We start from the raw sequence: 18,885 nt of genomic DNA, 5'->3' as shown, positions 1-18,885 counted from the left end.
GGTCGTCGGATCCTCACCGTTCGTCATCGTCGGGGTTGCCGTAGGCGGTGTCCTCGAGTTCGCTCAGCACCTGCTCCTCCACCAGCTCCGCCAGGGCGGCCACGGTGCGGGAGACCAGGACGTCGCGGGGGGTGAGCGCGAGGCCGAAGGCATCGTTGGCGCGGGAGGCGATGAGCAGGGCGCGCATGGAGTCGCCGCCCAGCAGGAAGTAGTCGTCCACCACGCCCACGGCCGTCTGCAGGGCCTCCTCCCAGATGGCCGCCACCGCCTCCTCGGTCGGCGTGCGGGGCGCCACGTGTCCGGTCCGCTCCTCCTCGGCCGGTGCGGGCACGGGCAGGGCCGCCCGGTCGGTCTTGCCGTTCTCGGTGAGCGGGAAGCGGTCGAGGACCGCGAACGCCGAGGGGACCATGTGGGCGGGCAGGGAGCGGGCGACCAGCGCGCGCAGCTCGGCGCCGGCCGGCGGCTCGGTGCCGGGGGCCGCGAGCAGGTGGGCGACCAGGCGCGGCAGCCCCGGCTCGTCCTCCCGCACGCTCACCACGGCGTCCAGCACGGCCGGGTGACGCACCAGGGCAGCCTCGACCTCGCCCGCCTCGATCCGGTGGCCGCGCAGCTTGAGCTGGTGGTCGGTGCGGCCCAGGTAGTGCAGCTCACCCCGGGAGTCGCGGCGCACGAGGTCGCCGGTGCGGTACATGCGGGTACCGGGCGGCCCGAACGGGTCGGCGGTGAAGCGGGCGGCGGTCAGGCCCGGCCGGCCCAGGTAGCCGCGGGCCAGCGCCGCTCCGCTCAGCCACAGCTCGCCCGGTACGCCGTCGGGGACCGGCCGCAGCCGCGCGTCGAGGACGTGGGCGCCGGTGGCGGGCAGCGGGCGGCCGATGGGCGGCGCGGCGCCGTCCGGTTCCAGCGGCGCGGACCAGGTGGCGACCACGGTGGCCTCGGTGGGCCCGTAGGAGTTGACCATGCGGTGGTGCGGGGCCCAGCGGGCGACGAGTTCGGCCCCGCACGCGTCGGCGCCGACCACCAGCGTCTTCAGGTCGGGCATCGTGCCGGGGGCATCGGACGGCAGGGTGGCGAGGGCGGCCGGCGGCAGCAGGGTGTGGGTGACGCGCTCCTCCCGCAGCACCTCGGCCAGCCGGGCGCCGAGCAGCGGGCCGGGAGCGGGCACCACCAGCCGCGCGCCGTGCGGCAGGGACATGCACAGTTCGAGCACGGAGGCGTCGAAGCTGGGGGACGCGAAGGCCAGCACCCGGTCGCCCGCGGCCACCTGGTAGTGCTCGGCCTCGGCCGCGGCGAACGCCGCGAGCCCCCGGTGGGTGACGACGACGCCCTTCGGGGTGCCGGTGGACCCGGAGGTGTAGATGACGTAGGCCGGGTCGTCCAGGTCGAGCGGACGGATCCGGTCGGCGTCGGTGGGCCGGTGGTCAGCGGTGCCGTCCGACGGCGCGGCCAGCAGGTCGGCAGCCTCCTTGGCGTCGAGGGTGAGCACGGGGGCCGCGTCGCGCAGCATCAACTCGATCCGCTCGTCCGGATAGTTGGGGTCCACCGGCAGGAACGCGGCGCCCGCCTTCGCCACCGCCAGCTGGGTCAGCACCATGTCCGCCGAGCGCGGCAGGAGGAGGGCGACGACGTCGCCCGGACCCGCGCCGCGGGCGATGAGCCGGTGCGCCAGGCGGTTGGCGCGCGCCTCGGCCTCGGCGAAGGACAGCTCCAGACCCGGGGCGCTCAGTGCCGGCGCGGTCGGCCGACGATCCACGGCGACCTCGACGAGGGCGGGCAGGGTGGCCGGGGGCACCGGACCCAGCGGCGGCCGAGCCGGTCCGCGCAGCAGCCGCGCCCGTTCCCCGGGCGGCAGCACGTCGATGTCGTCCAGCCGGACGGTGCCGTCCGAGGCGGCCAGGGCGGCCAGGGTGTGCAGCAGTTGGTCGGCGAGGGAGACGGCGGTGGCCCGATCGAAGTACCGCGGGTCGTAGCCGAGTTCCACACTGAGCCGGTCACCGGGTGAAATGACCACGGTGAGCGGGTAGTTGGTGGCCTCCCTGGCGTCCAGATCCCGGATCCGCAGTCCGTGCGAGCCGGCGGTCGCGTCACCGACCGGGTAGTTCTCGAAGACCACCAGGCTGTCGAACATCGGTGTCCCGGGGGGAAGTTCGCTCAGGCCGTGCATCTCGGTCAGCGGCAGGTGGTCGAAGCGGCGGTCCTCGGCCCGTTCCTCCTGCACCGCGCGCAGCCAGGCACCGCAGTGCGCGCCGCCGTCGACGGTGACGCGGGCGGGCAGGGTGGTGATGAACAGGCCGGTGATGGTGTCGGCGCCGGTCAGGTCGGCCGGCCGACCGGAGACGGTGGTGCCGAAGCACACCCCCGGCTCACCGCTCCAGCGCGACAGCAGGAGCGCCCAGGCACACTGCACCAGGGTGTTGAGGGTGAGGCGGTGCCGACGGGCGAACTCCTGCAGCCGGTTCGTCTCGGCCTCGCCGAGCCGCTGCGACAGCCAGACCCCGGACCGGGCCGTGGAGTCCTGGGCGGGCCTGCGGTCGTAGGGCAGCGCGGTGGGCGCGGTGAGGCCTGCCAGGACGCCCCGCCAGTGTTCCGTCGCCGGGCCGGTGTCCCGGGCGGCGAGCCAGGCGGCGTAGTCCGCGAAGGGCCGGCGCTCGGGCAGGCTCGGCTGCTCGCCACGGGTGAGCGCGGCGTGGGCGGCCTGGACGTCCGACAGGACGTGGAAGACGCTCCAGCCGTCCAGCAGGACGTGGTGGAAGGTCCACACCACGCGCACCGCGTCCGGTCCGAGCCGGACCAGGGCGAGCCGCAGCAGCGGGGCCCGGTCCAGGGCCAGGGGGCGGGTCCGCTGCTCGGTGAGGAGCCGCTCCAGCTCCGCGTCGCGCCGTTCCTCCGTCAGGGCGCTCCAGTCGTGCTCGGTGACCGGCAGGGTCACGTCGCGGTGCACCACCTGCAGGGGCACCGGCACGTCGTGCAGGGCCACGGCGGTGCGCAGGACGGGAGTGCGGTCGACCACGTGCTGCCAGGCGGCGGCCAGCAGCCGGGGATCGCGGGCTCCGTCCAGCACGAAGGTGATCTGCTCGATGTACAGGCCGTGTTCGGCCTCGTCCAGGCCGTGCACGACCATGCCGGTCTGGGTGGGCGTGAGCGGATAGATCTCCGTCACACCCCGTCCGGTGCCGGCCAGCCGGTCGACGGCCGCCTGGTCCAGCGGGGCCAGCGGGAAGTCGGAGGGGGTGCGGCCCCCCGCGCCGGGCTCGGCGCAGTGCCGGACGATCGCCCGTAGTTCCTCCGTCATCTCGGCCGCCAGACGGGCGACGGTCTCACGCCGGTGCACCTCGCGGGAGTACGACCAGGTGAACTCGAGCCGCCCGTCGCCGACCTGCCCGAGGACGTCGAGGAGGTGCGGCCGGTCCGCCGAGCGGTCCATGCCACCGGTGAGCGGGCCGTACGGCGCGTGCAGCAGGCCGCCCGGGGTGCCGCTCCAGTCCTGCCGGCCCAGGTAGTTGAAGCCGATCTGCGGCAGTTCCGGCAGCTCGGAGCCGGCCGCGGGTCGCAGGAACCGCAGGGCACCGTAGCCCAGCCCGCCGCGTGGCACGGCCCGGAGGTTCTCCTTGACCGCCTTCAGCGCGCCACCGGTGTCCGCGTCGCGGGGCACGTCCAGGACCACGGGGTACATCGTGGTGAACCAACCGACGGTCCGGGCGAGATCGACCCCGTCGAACAGCTCCTCGCGGCCGTGGCCCTCCAGGGCCACCGCCACCCGGTCCTGCCCGGTCCAGCGCGCCAGGACCCGTCCCAGGGCGCACAACAGGACGTCGTTGACCCGGGTGCGGTAGACCTCCGGCACGTCCTGCAACAGCCGGCGCGTCTCCTCGGCGTCCAGACCGACGGTCAGCGTCTCCTCGACGGAGGCCGTGTTGGCGCCGGTGCGGTCGGTCGGCAGGGCGGCCGGGGCGGTGCCGCCGTCGAGGCCCTGCCAGTGGGCGAGTTCGTCGTCGAAGCCGCCGGCCGCGGCGTGCTCGGCGAGGCGCTGCGCCCAGGCGCGGAACGAGGTGCTCTTGGGTCCGAGCTCGGGCCGCCCGCCCGCGCGCAGGGCGCGGTAGGCGGTGTCCAGGTCCTCCAGGAGCAGGCGCCAGGACACCGCGTCCACGACCAGGTGGTGCGCGGCCACCAGCAGGACCGGGTGCCGCCCGTCGCCGAAGCGGCACAGCGCGGCCCGCAGCAGCGGCCCGGCGGCCAGGTCGAAGCCGTCGGCCAGCTCGTCGGCCAGCTCGCGCAGCGCCGCCGCGTGCTCCGCCGGCCCGCCGCCGGACAGGTCGTGGACGCGCAGGTCCGGTGCGCCGCCGGGCGCGGTGCCGTACTGGCGCCACCGCCCGCCGCCGACCTGTTCGAACCGCAGGCGCAGCGCGTCGTGTTGTTCCAGGACCGCGGCCAGGGCGGCGTGCAGCAGCGTCTCGTCGGTGTCCGCCGCGAGCTGGAAGGAGACCGCCTGGGTGAGGCGGGCGGCGTCACCGGTGAGGGTGTCGAACAGCCAGTGTTGCACGGGGGTGAGCGGGAGGTCGCCCACCACCGCGCCCTGCTCCGCGGCGACCGCCACGGTCGGCTGCTCCTCGGCGGCGAGGGCGAGTTCGGCCAGGGTCTGGTGCGCGAACAGGTGCCGGGGGGTCAGGGCGAGACCGGCCCGGCGGGCGGCCGAGACGATCTGGATGCCCAGGATCGAGTCGCCGCCGAGCGCGAAGTAGTTGTCGTCCGCGCTCACTTCGGGCACCCCGAGCACCTCGGACCAGATCGCGGCGAGCGTCCGCTCCGTTTCGGTGCGGGGCGGCCGGTCGCCCCCCGCGGCCGGGGCGGCCCACACGGGCTCGGGGAGCGCGCGCCGGTCGAGCTTGCCGGTGGCGCCGAGCGGCAGCCGCTCCAGCCGCACCACCAGCGCGGGCACCAGATGGTCGGGGAGCGTGCGCGCGAGGAAGGCGCGCCACTCGGCCGGTTCCGGGAACCCGGTGTCGTGGGAGACCGCGTAGCCCACCAGGCGCCGGTGACCGTCGTGTTCCACCACCCGGGCCGCGGCCGCCGACACCTGCGGGTGGCGGGCCAACGCGGCCTCGACCTCACCGAGTTCGATGCGGAAGCCGCGCACCTTCACCTGGTCGTCCGTGCGGCCGAGGTAGACGAGGTCGCCGTCGGCCGTCCAGCGCACCAGGTCGCCGGTGCGGTACATCCTCCCCCAGCCTCCGGCCGGGGGTGCCCCCGCGCCGGGCGGGCCGAAGGGGTCGGGCAGGAACCGGGACGCGGTCAGGCCGGGACGGCGCAGGTAGCCGCGCGCCACACCGGTGCCGGCGAGGAACAGCTCCCCCGGCGCGCCGACGGGCACCGGGCGCATCCGGTCGTCCAGGACGTAGGCCCGGGCGCCGCCGACCGGCCGGCCGATGGGCGGGTCGAGGTCGGGGTCGGCGGGGTCACAGGCGAAGGCGGTGGCGTAGACGGTGGCCTCGGTCGGGCCGTAGATGTTCAGGACCCGGCAGCCGGGCACCGCCGCGCGCACCCGGCTCACGGTGCGGGCGGGCAGGCCCTCGCCCGCCAGGACCACCGTGTCCGCGGTGACGTGCACGGCGTCCTCCGCCAGCAGCCTGCCCAGGGCCGAGGGCACCGCGCTGAGCAGACCGGCACGCCACGGTCCGGGACGCTCGGCCAGCGCCAGCAGGTCGCGGACCACCTCCACGCAGCCACCGGCGAGCAGCGGCGAGAGGATCTCGAACACCGACACGTCGAAGTTCAGCGACGTGGAGGCCACCACGTGGGCCAGCCCACGGCCGGTGAACTCGGCCACGGCCCAGTCGGTGAGGGCCGACACCGAGGCGTGGGAGACCACGACGCCCTTCGGCCGGCCCGTCGAGCCCGAGGTGTGGATGACGTAGGCGGGGTGCTCCGGCAGCAGGGCGCCGCGCCGCTCGTCGTCGCCGAGAGCGGCGGCGGGGGCGGTGGCCAGCCGTGCGGCGTAGTCGGGGTCGTCCAGCACGATCCGGGCGAACGGGCCGTCCGGCAGGCGGCCGGCAGTCTCCGTGCTGGTGACCACGGCGTCGGGCCGCACGTCGGCGAAGAGGAACGCGATGCGCTCGGCCGGATAGCCGGGGTCCACCGGCAGGTACGCGGCGCCACTCTTGAGGACCGCCAGAAGCGCCACCACCAGGTCCGCCGTGCGGGGCAGCGCCAGCGCGACGAAGCGCTCGGGTCCGGCACCGGCGGCGATCAGCAGCCGGGCCAACCGGTTGGCCCGCTCGTCGAGTTCCCGGTAGGTCAGGGTCTCGGATCCGGACAGCACGGCCGGGGCGCCGGGCGTGCGCGCGGCCTGCCGCCCGAACGCCTCGGGCAGGGTGTGGCGCCGCGGCTCGGTCCCCGCTCCGCCGAACCGTTCGACGAGCTCGCGGGCCCGGTCGGGGTCCAGCAGCGGCAGGTCGGCCGGCGAGCGGTCGAGGTCGGCCGCCATCCCCGCCAGCAGCGTTCTCAGGCTCGCCCCGAGCCCCTCGACGGTCGCGGCGTCGAAGGCGGCCGGATCGTAGTCGAGGTTGACCGACAGGGCCTCTCCGGGCGCCACCACCACGCTGAGCGGGTAGTTGGTGGGCTCCAGGTCGCGTTCCTGCTCGATGCCCAGACCGTGCCGGGCCACCGCCTCCTCGTCGAACGGGTAGTTCTCGAAGACCACGATGCTGTCGAACAGGCTGGTCCCGCCGGGCACCTCGCTCCACGACTGCAACTGCGCCAGCGAGACGAAGTCGTGGCGCCGGGCCTCCGACTGGGCGGCCTGCAGCTCACCCAGCCACTCCAGCAGCGGGCGCCGACCGTCGATCCGCACCCGGGTGGGCTGCGTGTTGATGAACAGGCCGACCATCGAGGTCACGCCGGGCAGCTCGGCGGGCCGGCCGGACACGATCGTGCCGAACACCACGTCGTCGCCGCCACCGTAGCGGGACAGCAGCAGCGCCCAGGCACCCTGCAGCACGGTGTTGACGGTCAGCCCCGCGCGCTGGGCCGTCTCCCGCAACCGCGCCGACAGTTCGGTGTCGAGGGTCACCCGCACCGACTCGGACGAGGAGGTGCGGTGGGCTTCGGCGGGCCGCCGGTCCCGGGGCAGTTCGGTCGGCGCGTGGAACCCGGCAAGGGTGTCGCGCCAGTACCGCTCGGCCCCGGCGGCGTCCTGACCGGCCAGCCAGCGCAGGTAGTCGCCGAAGGGGGCACGCTCGGGCAGCCGCGGCCGGCGTCCGGAGGTCAGGGCGGCGTACCGCTCACACACCTCGTCGAAGACCTGGGCCGCACTCCACCCGTCGAGCAGGACGTGGTGGAACGTCCACACCATCCGCACCCGCGCCGGTGACAGCCGGATCAGCGCCAGCCGCATCAGCGGCGCCGTGCCCAGGTCGACACCGGCCCGCCGGTCCTCGGCCAGCAGCCGGGCCGTCTCGCGCTCGATCCGGTCGGCCGCCAGCCCCGTCCAGTCGTGGTGGGTCACCGGAACGGTGGCCCGCTCCTGCACGACCTGGAGCGGCTCGGCGGTCTCCTGCCAGGTCAGCCGGGTGCGCAGCATCGGGTTGGCGTCCACGGTGCGCTGCCACGCCTCGGCCAGGGCGTGCGGGTCGGTGACCCCGGACAGCACCAGCTGCACCTGGTTGACGTAGGTGCGCCCGGCCGGATCGAGCAGGCTGTGGAAGAGCATGCCCGCCTGCATCGGCGTCAGCGGGTAGACGTCCGCGACGGCGCGTCCGTCCCCGACGACCCGGTCCACGGCCGCCTGGTCCAGCCGGGCCAGCGGGAAGTCCGCGGGCGTCCGGCCGCCGGCCTCCGGGCGCCCGCAGTGGGCGACGATGGCCTCCAGCCCGCGCAGCATGCCCTCCGCGAGCCCGGTGACGGTCTGCTCGCGGTGCCGCCCGCCGCTGTAGTACCAGCTGATCTCCAGGTGGTCGTCCTCGACGCGGGCCACCACGTCCAGCAGGTGCGGACGCGCCGTTCCGGGTGCCTCCGCGCCGCCGAGGCCGCCGGGGACCGCGCGGACCAGGGCGGCACCGTCGGCCGACCAGTCGAACCGGCCCAGGTAGTTGAAGCTGACGCCGGGGGCCGGCGCGCCGGCGAGCCGTTCCTCCCGGGCGAGGTGGCGCAGGGCGCCGAAGCCCAGGCCCCGGTCCGGCACCGCCCGGAGCTGCTCCTTCACGGACTTCAGCGCGATGCCCCAGTCCCCCTCCGGGACCTCCAGGGCGACGGGGAAGAGGGTGGTGAACCAGCCGACCGTGCGGGACAGGTCGACGTCCTCGAACAGGTGGTCCTCGCGACCGTGCCCTTCCAGACCGACGGCGACGGTGCGCCGTCCGGTCCACTCCGCGAGCACCCGACCGAGGGCGGTGAGCAGGACGTCGTCGATCCGGGTGCGGTAGACCCCGGGGACCCTGCGCAGCAGGTCGTCGGTGCGCTCCCGGTCCAACCGGACCGTCACGGCGCGCACGTCGGCCGCGGTGTTGCCGCCGTCGCCGTCCACCGGCAGCGGTGCCGCGCAGTGCCGGGCGACCGCCTCCCAGTGGGCGCGCTGGGCCGCGAAGCCGGCGTTCCCGGTGTGCTCGCGCAGCCGGCGGGTCCACTCCTGGACGGAGGTGGTGCGGGCCGGCAGGCGCATCGGCCGGCCGGCCGCGGCCTGTCGGTACGCGCTCTCCAGGTCCTCCAGCAGCACGCGCCAGGAGACACCGTCGACCACCAGGTGGTGGACGGCCAGCAGGAGCCGGGCGGGCCGGGTACCGCCGGTGGTGAACAGCCGGGCCGTGAGCAGGGGGAGGGTGTCCAGCCGGAACGCGGCGTGCGCCGCCGCCGTGACCCGGGCCTCGGTCTCCCCGGCCGCCGCCGCGTCCAGGGCGCCGAGGTCGCAGACCTCCAACAGCTCGGGGGCGGCGGCGTCCGCGGGGGCGCAGTGCTGCTGCCAGGTGCCGTCGTCGTCGGTGGTGAACCGGGACCGCAGGGCGTCGTGGTGTGCCCACAGGGCCGTCAGGGCACGGCGCAGGACGTCCGGGTCGACCTCACCGGGCACTTCGAGGACGACGGACTGGTTGAAGAACCCGGCGTGCGGCGGGTGGGGGTCGAGGAACCAGTGCTGGATGGGCGTCAGGCCGACCTCGCCGCTCACCGGTCCGGTGCCGGCGACGGACCCGGCGGTGCCGCCGGCGGCGGCCAGCGCGGCGACCGTGGGACGCCGGAACAGGTCGCGGGGGGTCAGTGCGAGCCCCGCGGCCCGGGCGCGGGAGACGACCTGGATGCTCAGGATCGAGTCGCCACCCAGCATGAAGAAGTTGTCGTCCACGCCGACCCGCTCCACGCCCAGCAGGTCCGCCCAGATGGCGGCGAGCACGCGCTCGGTCCCGGTGCGCGGGGCCCGGTAGGCGCTGTCGCCGGCCGCCGACCAGTCGGGGGCGGGCAGCCGCCGCCGGTCCACCTTGCCGTTGGCCGTCAGGGGCAGGTCCGGCACCGTGACGAACGCGGCCGGGAGCATGTAGTCGGGCAGGTCCGCCGCCAGGTGGTCGCGGAGCGCGCCGGCGGACGGCGGCGCGGCACCGTCGGCCGGTACCAGGTGGGCCGCGAGGCGCTTGCGCCCGGCGTCCTGGTACAGCGACACGACCGCCTCGGCGACGTCCGGGTGGGCGGTGAGCCGGGCCTCGATCTCGGCGGGTTCGATCCGGAAGCCCCGGATCTTGATCTGGTCGTCCGCGCGGCCCACGAAGTGCAGTTCGCCGTCCTCGCTCCACCGCGCGGTGTCGCCGGTGCGGTACATCCGGCCTCCGGGCGGCCCGAAGGGGTCGGCGACGTAGCGGGCGGCGGTCTCGCCGGGCCGTCCCGCGTAACCCCGGGCCAGCCCGGCCCCGGCGACGTACAACGCCCCCGGGATGCCCGGCGGTTGGGGCTGGAGCAGGTCGTCCAGCACGTACACGCGCGTGTTGTCCAGCGGGCGTCCGATGGGCAGCACGGCGGGCAGCGGGTCGCCGGAGCGGAAGACCCGCCGGGTGGCGAAGGTGGTGGTCTCGGTGGGGCCGTAGCCGTCGACGACGGTGAGGCCGGGGCAGGCCTCCAGGACCCGGCGGACGACCGCGCCCGGCACGGCCTCGCCGCCGGTCCACACCTCCCGCGCGCCACGCAGGCAGGTGGGATCCTCCTGGGCGAGCAGGCGGAACAGGCCGACGGTCAGCCACAGGCAGCGCACGCCCTGCTCGGTGATGGCGCGGCGGACCAGGGCGGCGTCCAGGTCCGTCGGCGGGGCCAGCACGGCCGTGCCACCGCGCAGCAGCGGCACCCACACCTCGTAGGTGGCGGCGTCGAAGGCATGCGGGGAGTGCACGAGCACCCGGTCGTGGCCGGTGAAGGCACGGTCCAGGGCGAGCGCGGCGACGTCCCGCTGACGCACCGCGACGCCCTTGGGGGTACCGGTGGAGCCGGAGGTGAACATCAGGTACTGGAGGTTGTCGGGATGGACCGCCGGGGCCGGACGCGCGGGGGCCCGCCCCGGACCGGCCGGCTCCGGCCGGTCCTCGGCGCCGGCGTCGTCGAGTCGCAGGACGCCCTCGCCGGGGCACAGGTCGCGGGCGGTCTCCTCCCAGTCCGCGTCGGTGAGCACCAGATCGGCGCCGGCCTCCGCCAGCATCCGGCGCAGCCGCTCGCGCGGCGCCCTGCCGTCCAGCGGCACGTACACCCCGCCGGTGCGGACCAGGGCCAACTGAGCGGTGATCAGCGCGACGGAACGATTCATCAGCACGGCGACCGGGCGCTCCGCCCGGACGCCGAGCGCGGCCAGCCGGGTGGCCAGGGCCTCGGCGCGGGCGTCGAGGTCCCGGTAGGTGACGCGCTGGTGGCCGGCCTCCAGGGCGACGGCGTCGGGCGTGCGGCGCACCTGTTCGCCGAAGAGCTCCGCGACACTGCGCTCGGGGAGCTCGGTGGCGGTGTCGTTCCACTCTCCGAGCACCCGCGCACGCGCGTCGACGGCGAGCAACGGCAGTCGCGCGGGCGGGCGCCCGCCGCCGTCGGGCATGCCCGCCAGCAGGACCGTGAGGTACCCGGCCATCCGTCGCACCGTGGCGGTGTCGAACAACTCCGGGTCGTAGCAGAGGCGCAGGGCCAGCTCCGGTCCCGGGTAGGCCACCAGGCTCAGCGGGTAGTTGGTGGTCTCGATGCCGTCCAGATCACTCAGGCGCAGGCCGTGGGCGGCGGCGAGGTCGCCGTCGACCGGGTAGTTCTCGAAGACGACGATGCTGTCGAACAGGGCCACCCGCTCGGGCAGACCGGTGAACGTCCGCATGCGGGTGAGCGGTACGTAGTCAAAGCGCCGGTCCTCGCCCTGCTCCCGCTGCAGCCGGCGCAGCCAGTCGAGCAGGGTGCCGTCGCCCGGCACCGCGGCCCGGGTGGGCAGGGTCGTGATGAACAGGCCGGTCATGGCCTCGGCCCCGGGCAGCTCGGGCGGCCGTCCCGACACCGTGGTGCCGAACACCACCTCGTCCCGGCCCGCCTGACGGGCCAGCAGCAGCGCCCACGCGCCCTGGACGAGGGTGTTCAGGGTGAGGCCGGAGGTCCTGGCGAGGTCCTCCAGTGCCCGGGTGGTGGCCTCGGGCACCGTGACCCGCACGGCCTGGGTGGACTCCGCGCGGTGGGTCTGGCGCGGCTCGCGGTCGAAGGGCAGCGGTGTGGCCTCGGCCAGGCCCGCGAGGCGGTCCCGCCAGTGCCGTTCGGCCTCCGCCCAGTCGCACCCGCGCAGCCACTCCACGTAGTCGCGGTAGGGGCGGCGGTCCGGCACGGTGTCCCGCGGAACGTCCGTCGCGCCCGGGCCGGCCGCGGACAGGGCCGCGTGGGAGGCGAAGACGTCCGACAGCACCTGGAACAGGCTCCAGCCGTCCAGGACCAGGTGGTGGAAGGACCACACCACGCGCACGGCGGTGTCGGAGACCCGGGCGAGCACCAGGCGCTGGAGCGGGGCCCTCGCCAGGTCGACACCGTGCGCGCGGTCACGGTCCAGGAGGTCGCCCAGCCGACCACGGCGCTCGTCCTCGGGCAGGTCGCGCCAGTCCAGCCGGGTGACCGGCACCAGCGCGTGGCGCTGCACCACCAGCAGCGGCTCGGGCACGTCCTGCCAGACCACGCGGCCGCGCAGCACCGCGGTGCGGTCGGTCACCCACTGCCAGGCCGCGGCCAGCGCGTCCGGGTCGGACACGCCCTCCAGGACCAGGGTCAGCTGCTGGAAGTAGACGCCGCTGTCCTCCTGGGCGAGTCCGTGGAAGAGCATGCCGGCCTGGGTCGGCGTCAGCGCCAGGACGTCCTCCACGGCGCCCGGCTCGTCTCCCACGATCCGGTCCACGGCGGCCTGGTCGAGCCGGGCCAGCGGGAAGTCGGACGGCGTGCGCCCGCCGGCGCCGGGGCGTGCCGCGTGCCGGGCGAGGCCGGCCAGCTCCTCGGCGAACCGTTCGGCCAGTGCCTCGACGGTGGCCCGCCGGTGCAGCTGGTCGGAGTAGAACCAGGTGAACTCCAGTTCCTCGCCGTCGAGCTGCCCGACGACCTCCAGGGCGTGCGGGCGTTCGGCCAGTGGGTCGGCGTCCAGTTCCAGCGGCCGGAACGTGCCGCGGTACAGCCCGTCCGGCCCCTCCGGGAACGCCATCCGCCCCAGGTAGTTGAAGCTGACCTGCGCGGCCGGGAACCGGGGAGCCGTCCCGGGCCGGCCCAGGTGGCGCAGGGCGTCGAAACCCAGGCCGTGCCGGGGGACGGCGCGCAGCTGCTCCTTGACCTGCTTGAGGACCGTGTCCCAGTCCGCCCGCGCGGGCACGCCGAGGGCGACGGGGTACCGGGTGGTGAACCAGCCGACGGTGCGACTGATGTCGAGGTCGCCGAAGAGCTCCTCGCGACCGTGCCCCTCGACGTCCACCACCACCCGGTCCTGTCCGCTCGACGCGCACAGCACCCGGCCGAGGGCGCTCAGCAGCACGTCGTTGACCTGGGTGCGGTAGGTGTCGGGCAGGGTGCGCAGGAGGACGGCGGTGTCCGCGGAACTCAGGCGCACGGTCACCGAGCGGGCCGAGGCGTAGGTGTTGGCGCCGGCCAGATCGGCCGGGAACGGGTCCACCGGGTCCGGGACCGCCCGCGCCCAGTACGCCGTCTCGTCCTCGAAACCGCCGTCGGCCGCGTGCGCGCCGAGCCGCCGGGCCCACTGCCGCAGCGGCGAGGACTTCGCCGGCAGCGCCGCGGCACCGTCGCGGCCGTCGCGGCGGGCGCGGTAGGCCGCGTCGAGGTCCTCCAGCAGCACCCGCCAGGAGACCCCGTCCACCACCAGATGGTGCACGGCCAGGTGCAGGACCGGCGGCCGGCCGGGTCCGCGGTCGTGCAGCACGGCTCGCAGCAACGGTCCGTGGCGCAGGTCGAAGGAGCCGAGGTGGGGGGTGTCGGTGTCCGGGCCGGTGTGGCGGGCCAGGGCGACCCGGGGCGCCCGGTCGGCGATGTGCCACCGCACGTCCGCGGCACCGACGCGGGCACCAGCGTCGTCGGCCGGGAAGCCGGAGCGCAGGGCGTCGTGGTGGGCGACCACGTCGTTCAGGGCGTCTGCCAGCGCCGCCGTGTCCACCTCGTCGGGCAGGCGGACGGAGAGTGCCTGGGCGAAGTGACCGGCCCGCTCCGCGGCCCGGTCGAACCACCAGCGCTGAATGGGCGTCAGGGGGCTCGGTCCGGTGGCGGCGACCGCCGCGGGAGCGGCCGGCTGCCGCCTTCCGGCGGCGTCCGCGCACCGGGCGAGGGCGGCGAGCGTCTGGTGCTGGTAGATGTCCCGGGAGGTCACTGAGAGCCCCGCCTGCCGGGCGCGGGCCACCACCTGGATGCTGAGGATGGAGTCGCCGCCGAGCTCGAAGAAGTTGTCGTCCGCGCCGACCCGTTCCAGATGCAGGACGTCGGCCCAGATGGCGGTGAGGGCGCGCTCGGTGGGGGTTCGGGGCTCGACGTGGCGTACGGCCCGCACGGCCGGTCCCGGCTCGGGGAGCCGGGACCGGTCGAGCTTGCCGTTGGGGTTGAGCGGCAGGACGGACAGCGGCACGACGACCGAGGGGACCAGGTAGTCGGGCAGCGTGAGGCCGAGCGCCCGGCGCACGGCCTCGGGCTCCAGGCGGGCCTCCGGGGCGGGGACGACGTAGCCGACCAGGCGCCGGTTGCCGTCGGTCCCGGAGAGGGTGGCGGCCGCCTCCGCCACGCCCTCGCAACGGCGGAGCGCTTCCTCCACCTCCCCCAGTTCGATCCGGAAGCCCCGGACCTTGACCTGCTGGTCGACCCGGCCGACGTACTCGAGGTCGCCGTCGGCGCTCCACCGCACCAGGTCCCCGGTGCGGTACATGCGCTCCCCCGGCGCGCCGAACCGGTCGGCGACGAACCGGGCGGCGGTCAGGCCGGGGCGCCGCAGGTAGCCGCGCGCCAGCCCACCTCCCCCGAGGTACAACTCACCCACCACACCCGGGGGTTGCGGACGCAACGCGCGGTCGAGGACGTACACCCGGGTCCGCGCCACCGGCCGGCCGATCGGCGGTGCCTGCTCCGGCAGCCCGTCACCGGCGAACCAGGCGGTGGAGTACACGGTGGCCTCGGTGGGGCCGTAGACGTTGGCTATCGCGCTGCCCGGCATGGCGGACCGGAGGTCGCTCACCACCTGGGCGGAGAGCGCCTCACCGGCCAGCACGACGGTGTCCGCGTCGACCGGGGCGGCGCCCCCGGTCACCAGGCGGGAGATCACCGAGGGCACCCCGCTGAGCAGCCCGACCCGCCGCTGGTCCGGCTCATCGGCGAGGGCCGGCAGGTCGTCGACCACCTCGACGCTCCCGCCGGCCAGCAGCGGGCACAGCAGCTCGAAGACCGACACGTCGAAGTTGAGCGAGGTGGAGGCGATCACGTGTGCCAGCCCGCCGGGGCCGAACCGCTCCCGCGCCCAGGCGGCGAGCGCCACGACGCTGCGGTGGGTGACCACCACGCCCTTGGGCCGACCGGTCGACCCCGAGGTGTAGATGACGTAGGCGGGATGGTCGGGCTCCAGCGGCCGGACCCGGTCGGCGTCGGTCAGGTCCGCCCCGGCGGCGCCCGTGACGTCGGTGTCGAGCGCGGGGTGGTCCTCCAGGAGCAGCACGGCGCAGCCCTCGGGCAGGGCGTGCGCGGTCTCGCGGGTGGCGACGACGAGAGCGGGCTCGGCGTCCTCCAGCATGAAGCGGATCCGCTCGGCCGGGTATCCCGGGTCCACCGGGACGTATCCCGCGCCCGCCTTCAGCACCGCCCACAGCGCCGGCGCCAGTTCGGCGGAGCGGGGCAGGCACAACGCCACCAGCGTCTCCGGGCCCGCGCCCCGGGAGACGAGCAGCCGGGCGAGGTGGTTGGCGCGCCGGTTCACCTCCGCGTAGTCCAGCCGTACCGGGCCGCAGGCGACGGCGGTCCGGTCGGGGGTGCGGGCGACCTGCGCCTGGAACAGCTCGGGCAGCGCGGCGTCCGGGAGGTCCCGCCCGTCGAGCGCGGGCGGGTTCCAGGAGTCGAGCAGCGTGCGCTGTTCCTCGTCCGAGAGCATGGGCAGTTCGGCCAGCGTCCGCTGCGGGCCGTCCGCCATGCCCTCCAGCAGGCGACGGAGGTGACGGGACATCCGGGCCACGGTCCGCGCGTCGAACAGGTCCGTGTTGTATTCGACCGTCAGCGCGCAGCCGCCCGACACCTCCGGTGCGAACTCCAGGACCAGGTCGAAGCGGGCCGCCGGCCGGGGCAGCGGGTGCTCCTCGAACCGGAGGCCGCCGGCGGGTGGCGGGACGGCGGCGGCCGTCTGCTGGACGACCAGCACCTGCACCAGCGGGGTGCGGCTGGGGTCCCGGGGCGGGGCCAGTTCCTCGACCACCCGGTCGAACGGCACCCCGGCATGGACGAAGGCGTCCAGCACGGTCGTGCGCATGCTCTCGACGAACCGGTCGACGGTGGCCGCCTCGTCCACGTCACCGCGCAGCACCACGGTGTTGGCGAAGAAGCCCGTCACCTCCTCCAGCTCCCGGCGGTCGCGCCCGTTGGTGACGGTGCCGAACGCCACGTCCCGCTGGCCGGAGTAGCGCGAGAAGAGCAGCGCGGACGCCCCGGCGAGCAGGGTGAACAGCGTCGTACCGCGCCCTGCGGCGAGGTGCCGCAGCCGGCCCACCAGATCGGCCGGGAGGTGGTGCCGGTGCGCCGCACCGGACGTGGTGCGCGTCGCGGGCCGGGGCCGGTCCGTGGGCAGTTGCAGGGGCTGCAGCCCCGACAGGCACCGCTTCCAGTACGCCAGGTCCTCGGCCTCGCCGGCCCCGTGCTCGGCGGCCCGCCGCCGCTCCCACACCGCGAAGTCGGGGTACTGGAGGGCCGGGACGGGCAGGCCGTCCGGCTCGCCGGAGACCTCCGCGCGGTAGAGCGCCACCAGCTCGCGGGTGAGGACGCCCACCGACCAGCCGTCGGTGATGATGTGGTGCTGCCCCAGCAGCAGCAGGTGCTCGTCGGCGGCGAGGCGGACGAGCAGCGCCCGTGCGAGCGGACCGTCCGTCAGGTCGTAGGGGCGGCCCAGTTCGTCGGTCAGCAGCCGTTCGGCCTCCTCGGCACGCCGCCGCGCGGGCAGGTCGCCGAGGTCGACCGACCGCAACGGCAGGGAGCCTTCCGCGGCGATCCGCTGCACGCCCTGCCCGTCGACCGTGGTGAACGTGGTGCGCAGGGAGTCGTGGCGGGCCACCAGGCGGTCCAGGGCCCGGCCCAGGGCCTCGGGATCCGCCGCGCCGCGCAGCCGCAGGGCCACGCCGGTGTTGTACTCCGTTCCGCCGGCGGTCAGGTCGTCGAGGAACCACAGCCGTCGCTGGGCCCTGGACAGCGGCAGCGGCACCTCGCGCGGGGCGGACGGGATCGGCTCCGGCGGCGCGGTGGCGTGCCGTTCGCCCAGCAGCGGGGCCAGGCCGGCGATGGAGCGCTCGGTGAAGACGTCCCGGAGGGTGAGGTGGACGCCCAGCTCCGCCCTGACCCGGGCCAGGGTCCGGGCGGCGAGGACCGAGTCACCGCCCAGGTCGAAGAAGTCGTCCGTCACCCCGACGGCGTCGGTGTCCAGGACATCCGCCCAGATGGCGGCCAGGGTGCGCTCCTGTGGGGTGCGCGGTGCCAGGTGGCCGGCCGCGGACGGGCGGGCGGGCGCGGGCAGCGCCCGCCGGTCGATCTTGTGCTGCGCGGTGAGCGGGAGTGCCCCCAGGACGACGACGGCGGACGGCACCAGGTGGGCGGGCAGGGCGGCGGCCAGGGCCGTGCGCAGCGCCGCCGGGTCCGGGGCCCGCTCCGGGTCGGCGGGGGTGACGTAGCCGACCAGACGCTCCCGACCCGGCTCGTCCTCGCGGACCACGACGACGGCCTCGCCGACCTCGGTGTGCTGTCGCAGGGCCGCCTCGATCTCCCCCGGCTCGATGCGGAAGCCACGGATCTTCACCTGCCGGTCGAGCCGGCCGAGGAACTCCAGCACCCCGTCGGGGGTCCAGCGCACCCGGTCGCCGGTGCGGTAGAGCCGGGCACCCGGAGGTCCGAAGGGATCGGCGACGAAGCGCGCGGCGGTCAGGCCCGGGCGGCCCAGGTAGCCGCGGGCCACCCCGTCCCCGCCGATGTACAACTCGCCGTCGACGCCGGGCGGCTGGGGAGTCATCGCCGCGTCGAGCACGTACACCCGGGTGTGGGGCAGCGCGCCGCCGATCGTCGGTGTGCCGGCGCCGGCGGACAGCGGCCCGGTCCAGGTGGCGACGATGGTGGCCTCGGTGGGGCCGTAGGAGTTGATCATGCGTCGGCCCGGCGCCCAGCGGTCGACGAGAGCGGCCGGGCAGGCCTCGGCGCCGACGATGAGCGTGCGCAGGTGGCGGGCGGTGCCGGTGGCCGGGGCGGGGAGGGTGGCCAGGGCCGCCGGCGGGATGAGGGCGTGCGTGACGCGGTGTTCGTCCAGGACGGCGGCGAGGTCGTCGCCGAGCCAGGGCCCGTCCGGGGGCACCACGAGAGTGGCGCCGGACAGGACGGAGATGAGGAGCTCCAGGACGGAGGCGTCGAAGCTGGGCGAGGAGAACTGCAGCACGCGGTCGCCGGGCCGCACCGCGTACCGCTCGACGGCCGCCGCGGTGAACCCGCCGATGCCGCGGTGGGTGACCACCACGCCCTTCGGCGTCCCGGTGGAGCCCGACGTGTAGATCACGTACGCCGCGTGGTCGGTGCCGACCGCCGCGACCGGTGCGTCGGCCTCGACCGCGGTGTCGGCCTCGACCGCGGTGTCGACCGCGACTGCGGTGTCGACCGTGACCGCGTCCAGCACATCGCGGACGTGCGCCGGGTCGTCGAGGGTCACGGCGGGTGCCGCGTCGGCGAGCATCAGCGCCCGCCGCTCGGCGGGATAGGCGGGGTCCACCGGCAGGAAGGCGGCGCCCGCCCTCGTGACGGCCAGCTCCGCCGCGATCAGTTCCATCGAGCGCGGCAGGACCAGGGCCACCGTCCGGTCCGGCCCGGCACCGCGTCGTACCAGGTGGCCGGCCAGGCGGTCGGCCCGAGCCGCCAGTTCCCGGTAGGTCCAGGTGCGCCGACCGTCGGTCACCGCGGGCGCGTGCGGCGTGCGGGTCACCCAGGCGGCGAACAGCTCACCGAGCGTGGGGCACGCCGGCCACCGGGCCGCGCCGCTCTCCGGCGTCCCGGCGGTGCCACCGGCCTGCGGCGAGGTGGGCACGGGTACGGGCTGGTCGGGCAAGTCGGCCATGGAGTGAGAAGTCCTTCCGGATGGGGAGGATGCGGCGCGAGCGTCGGGGAGGGCGGGCGAGCGGGCGGCCCTCGGACCCGCGGGAGTGGTGGGGTGGGGGCGGCCACGGG

1 protein-coding gene is annotated in these 18,885 nt (G+C 75.7%); it reads right to left on the bottom strand.

From position 1 onward, the window contains the following. Positions 1-13 precede the first annotated feature (13 nt). A complete protein-coding gene (locus tag ACIGXM_RS15810; protein ID WP_396561069.1) occupies positions 14-18,775 on the bottom strand; it encodes a non-ribosomal peptide synthase/polyketide synthase in 18,762 nt (6,253 codons plus the stop codon). Between the last annotated feature and the right edge of the window lie 110 nt (positions 18,776-18,885).

Source organism: Kitasatospora sp. NPDC052896 (assembly GCF_044547075.1).
GTDB lineage: Bacteria > Actinomycetota > Actinomycetes > Streptomycetales > Streptomycetaceae > Kitasatospora.
The sequence above is the reverse complement of the archived record's forward strand: the minus strand, read 5'-3'. Positions and strand labels throughout refer to the sequence as shown.

What these genes read in the sequence shown, in the direction of transcription:
- ACIGXM_RS15810 (WP_396561069.1), bottom strand. Translation starts at nt 18,775, where the DNA reads ATGGCCGACTTGCCCGACCAGCCCGTACCCGTGCCCACCTCGCCGCAG.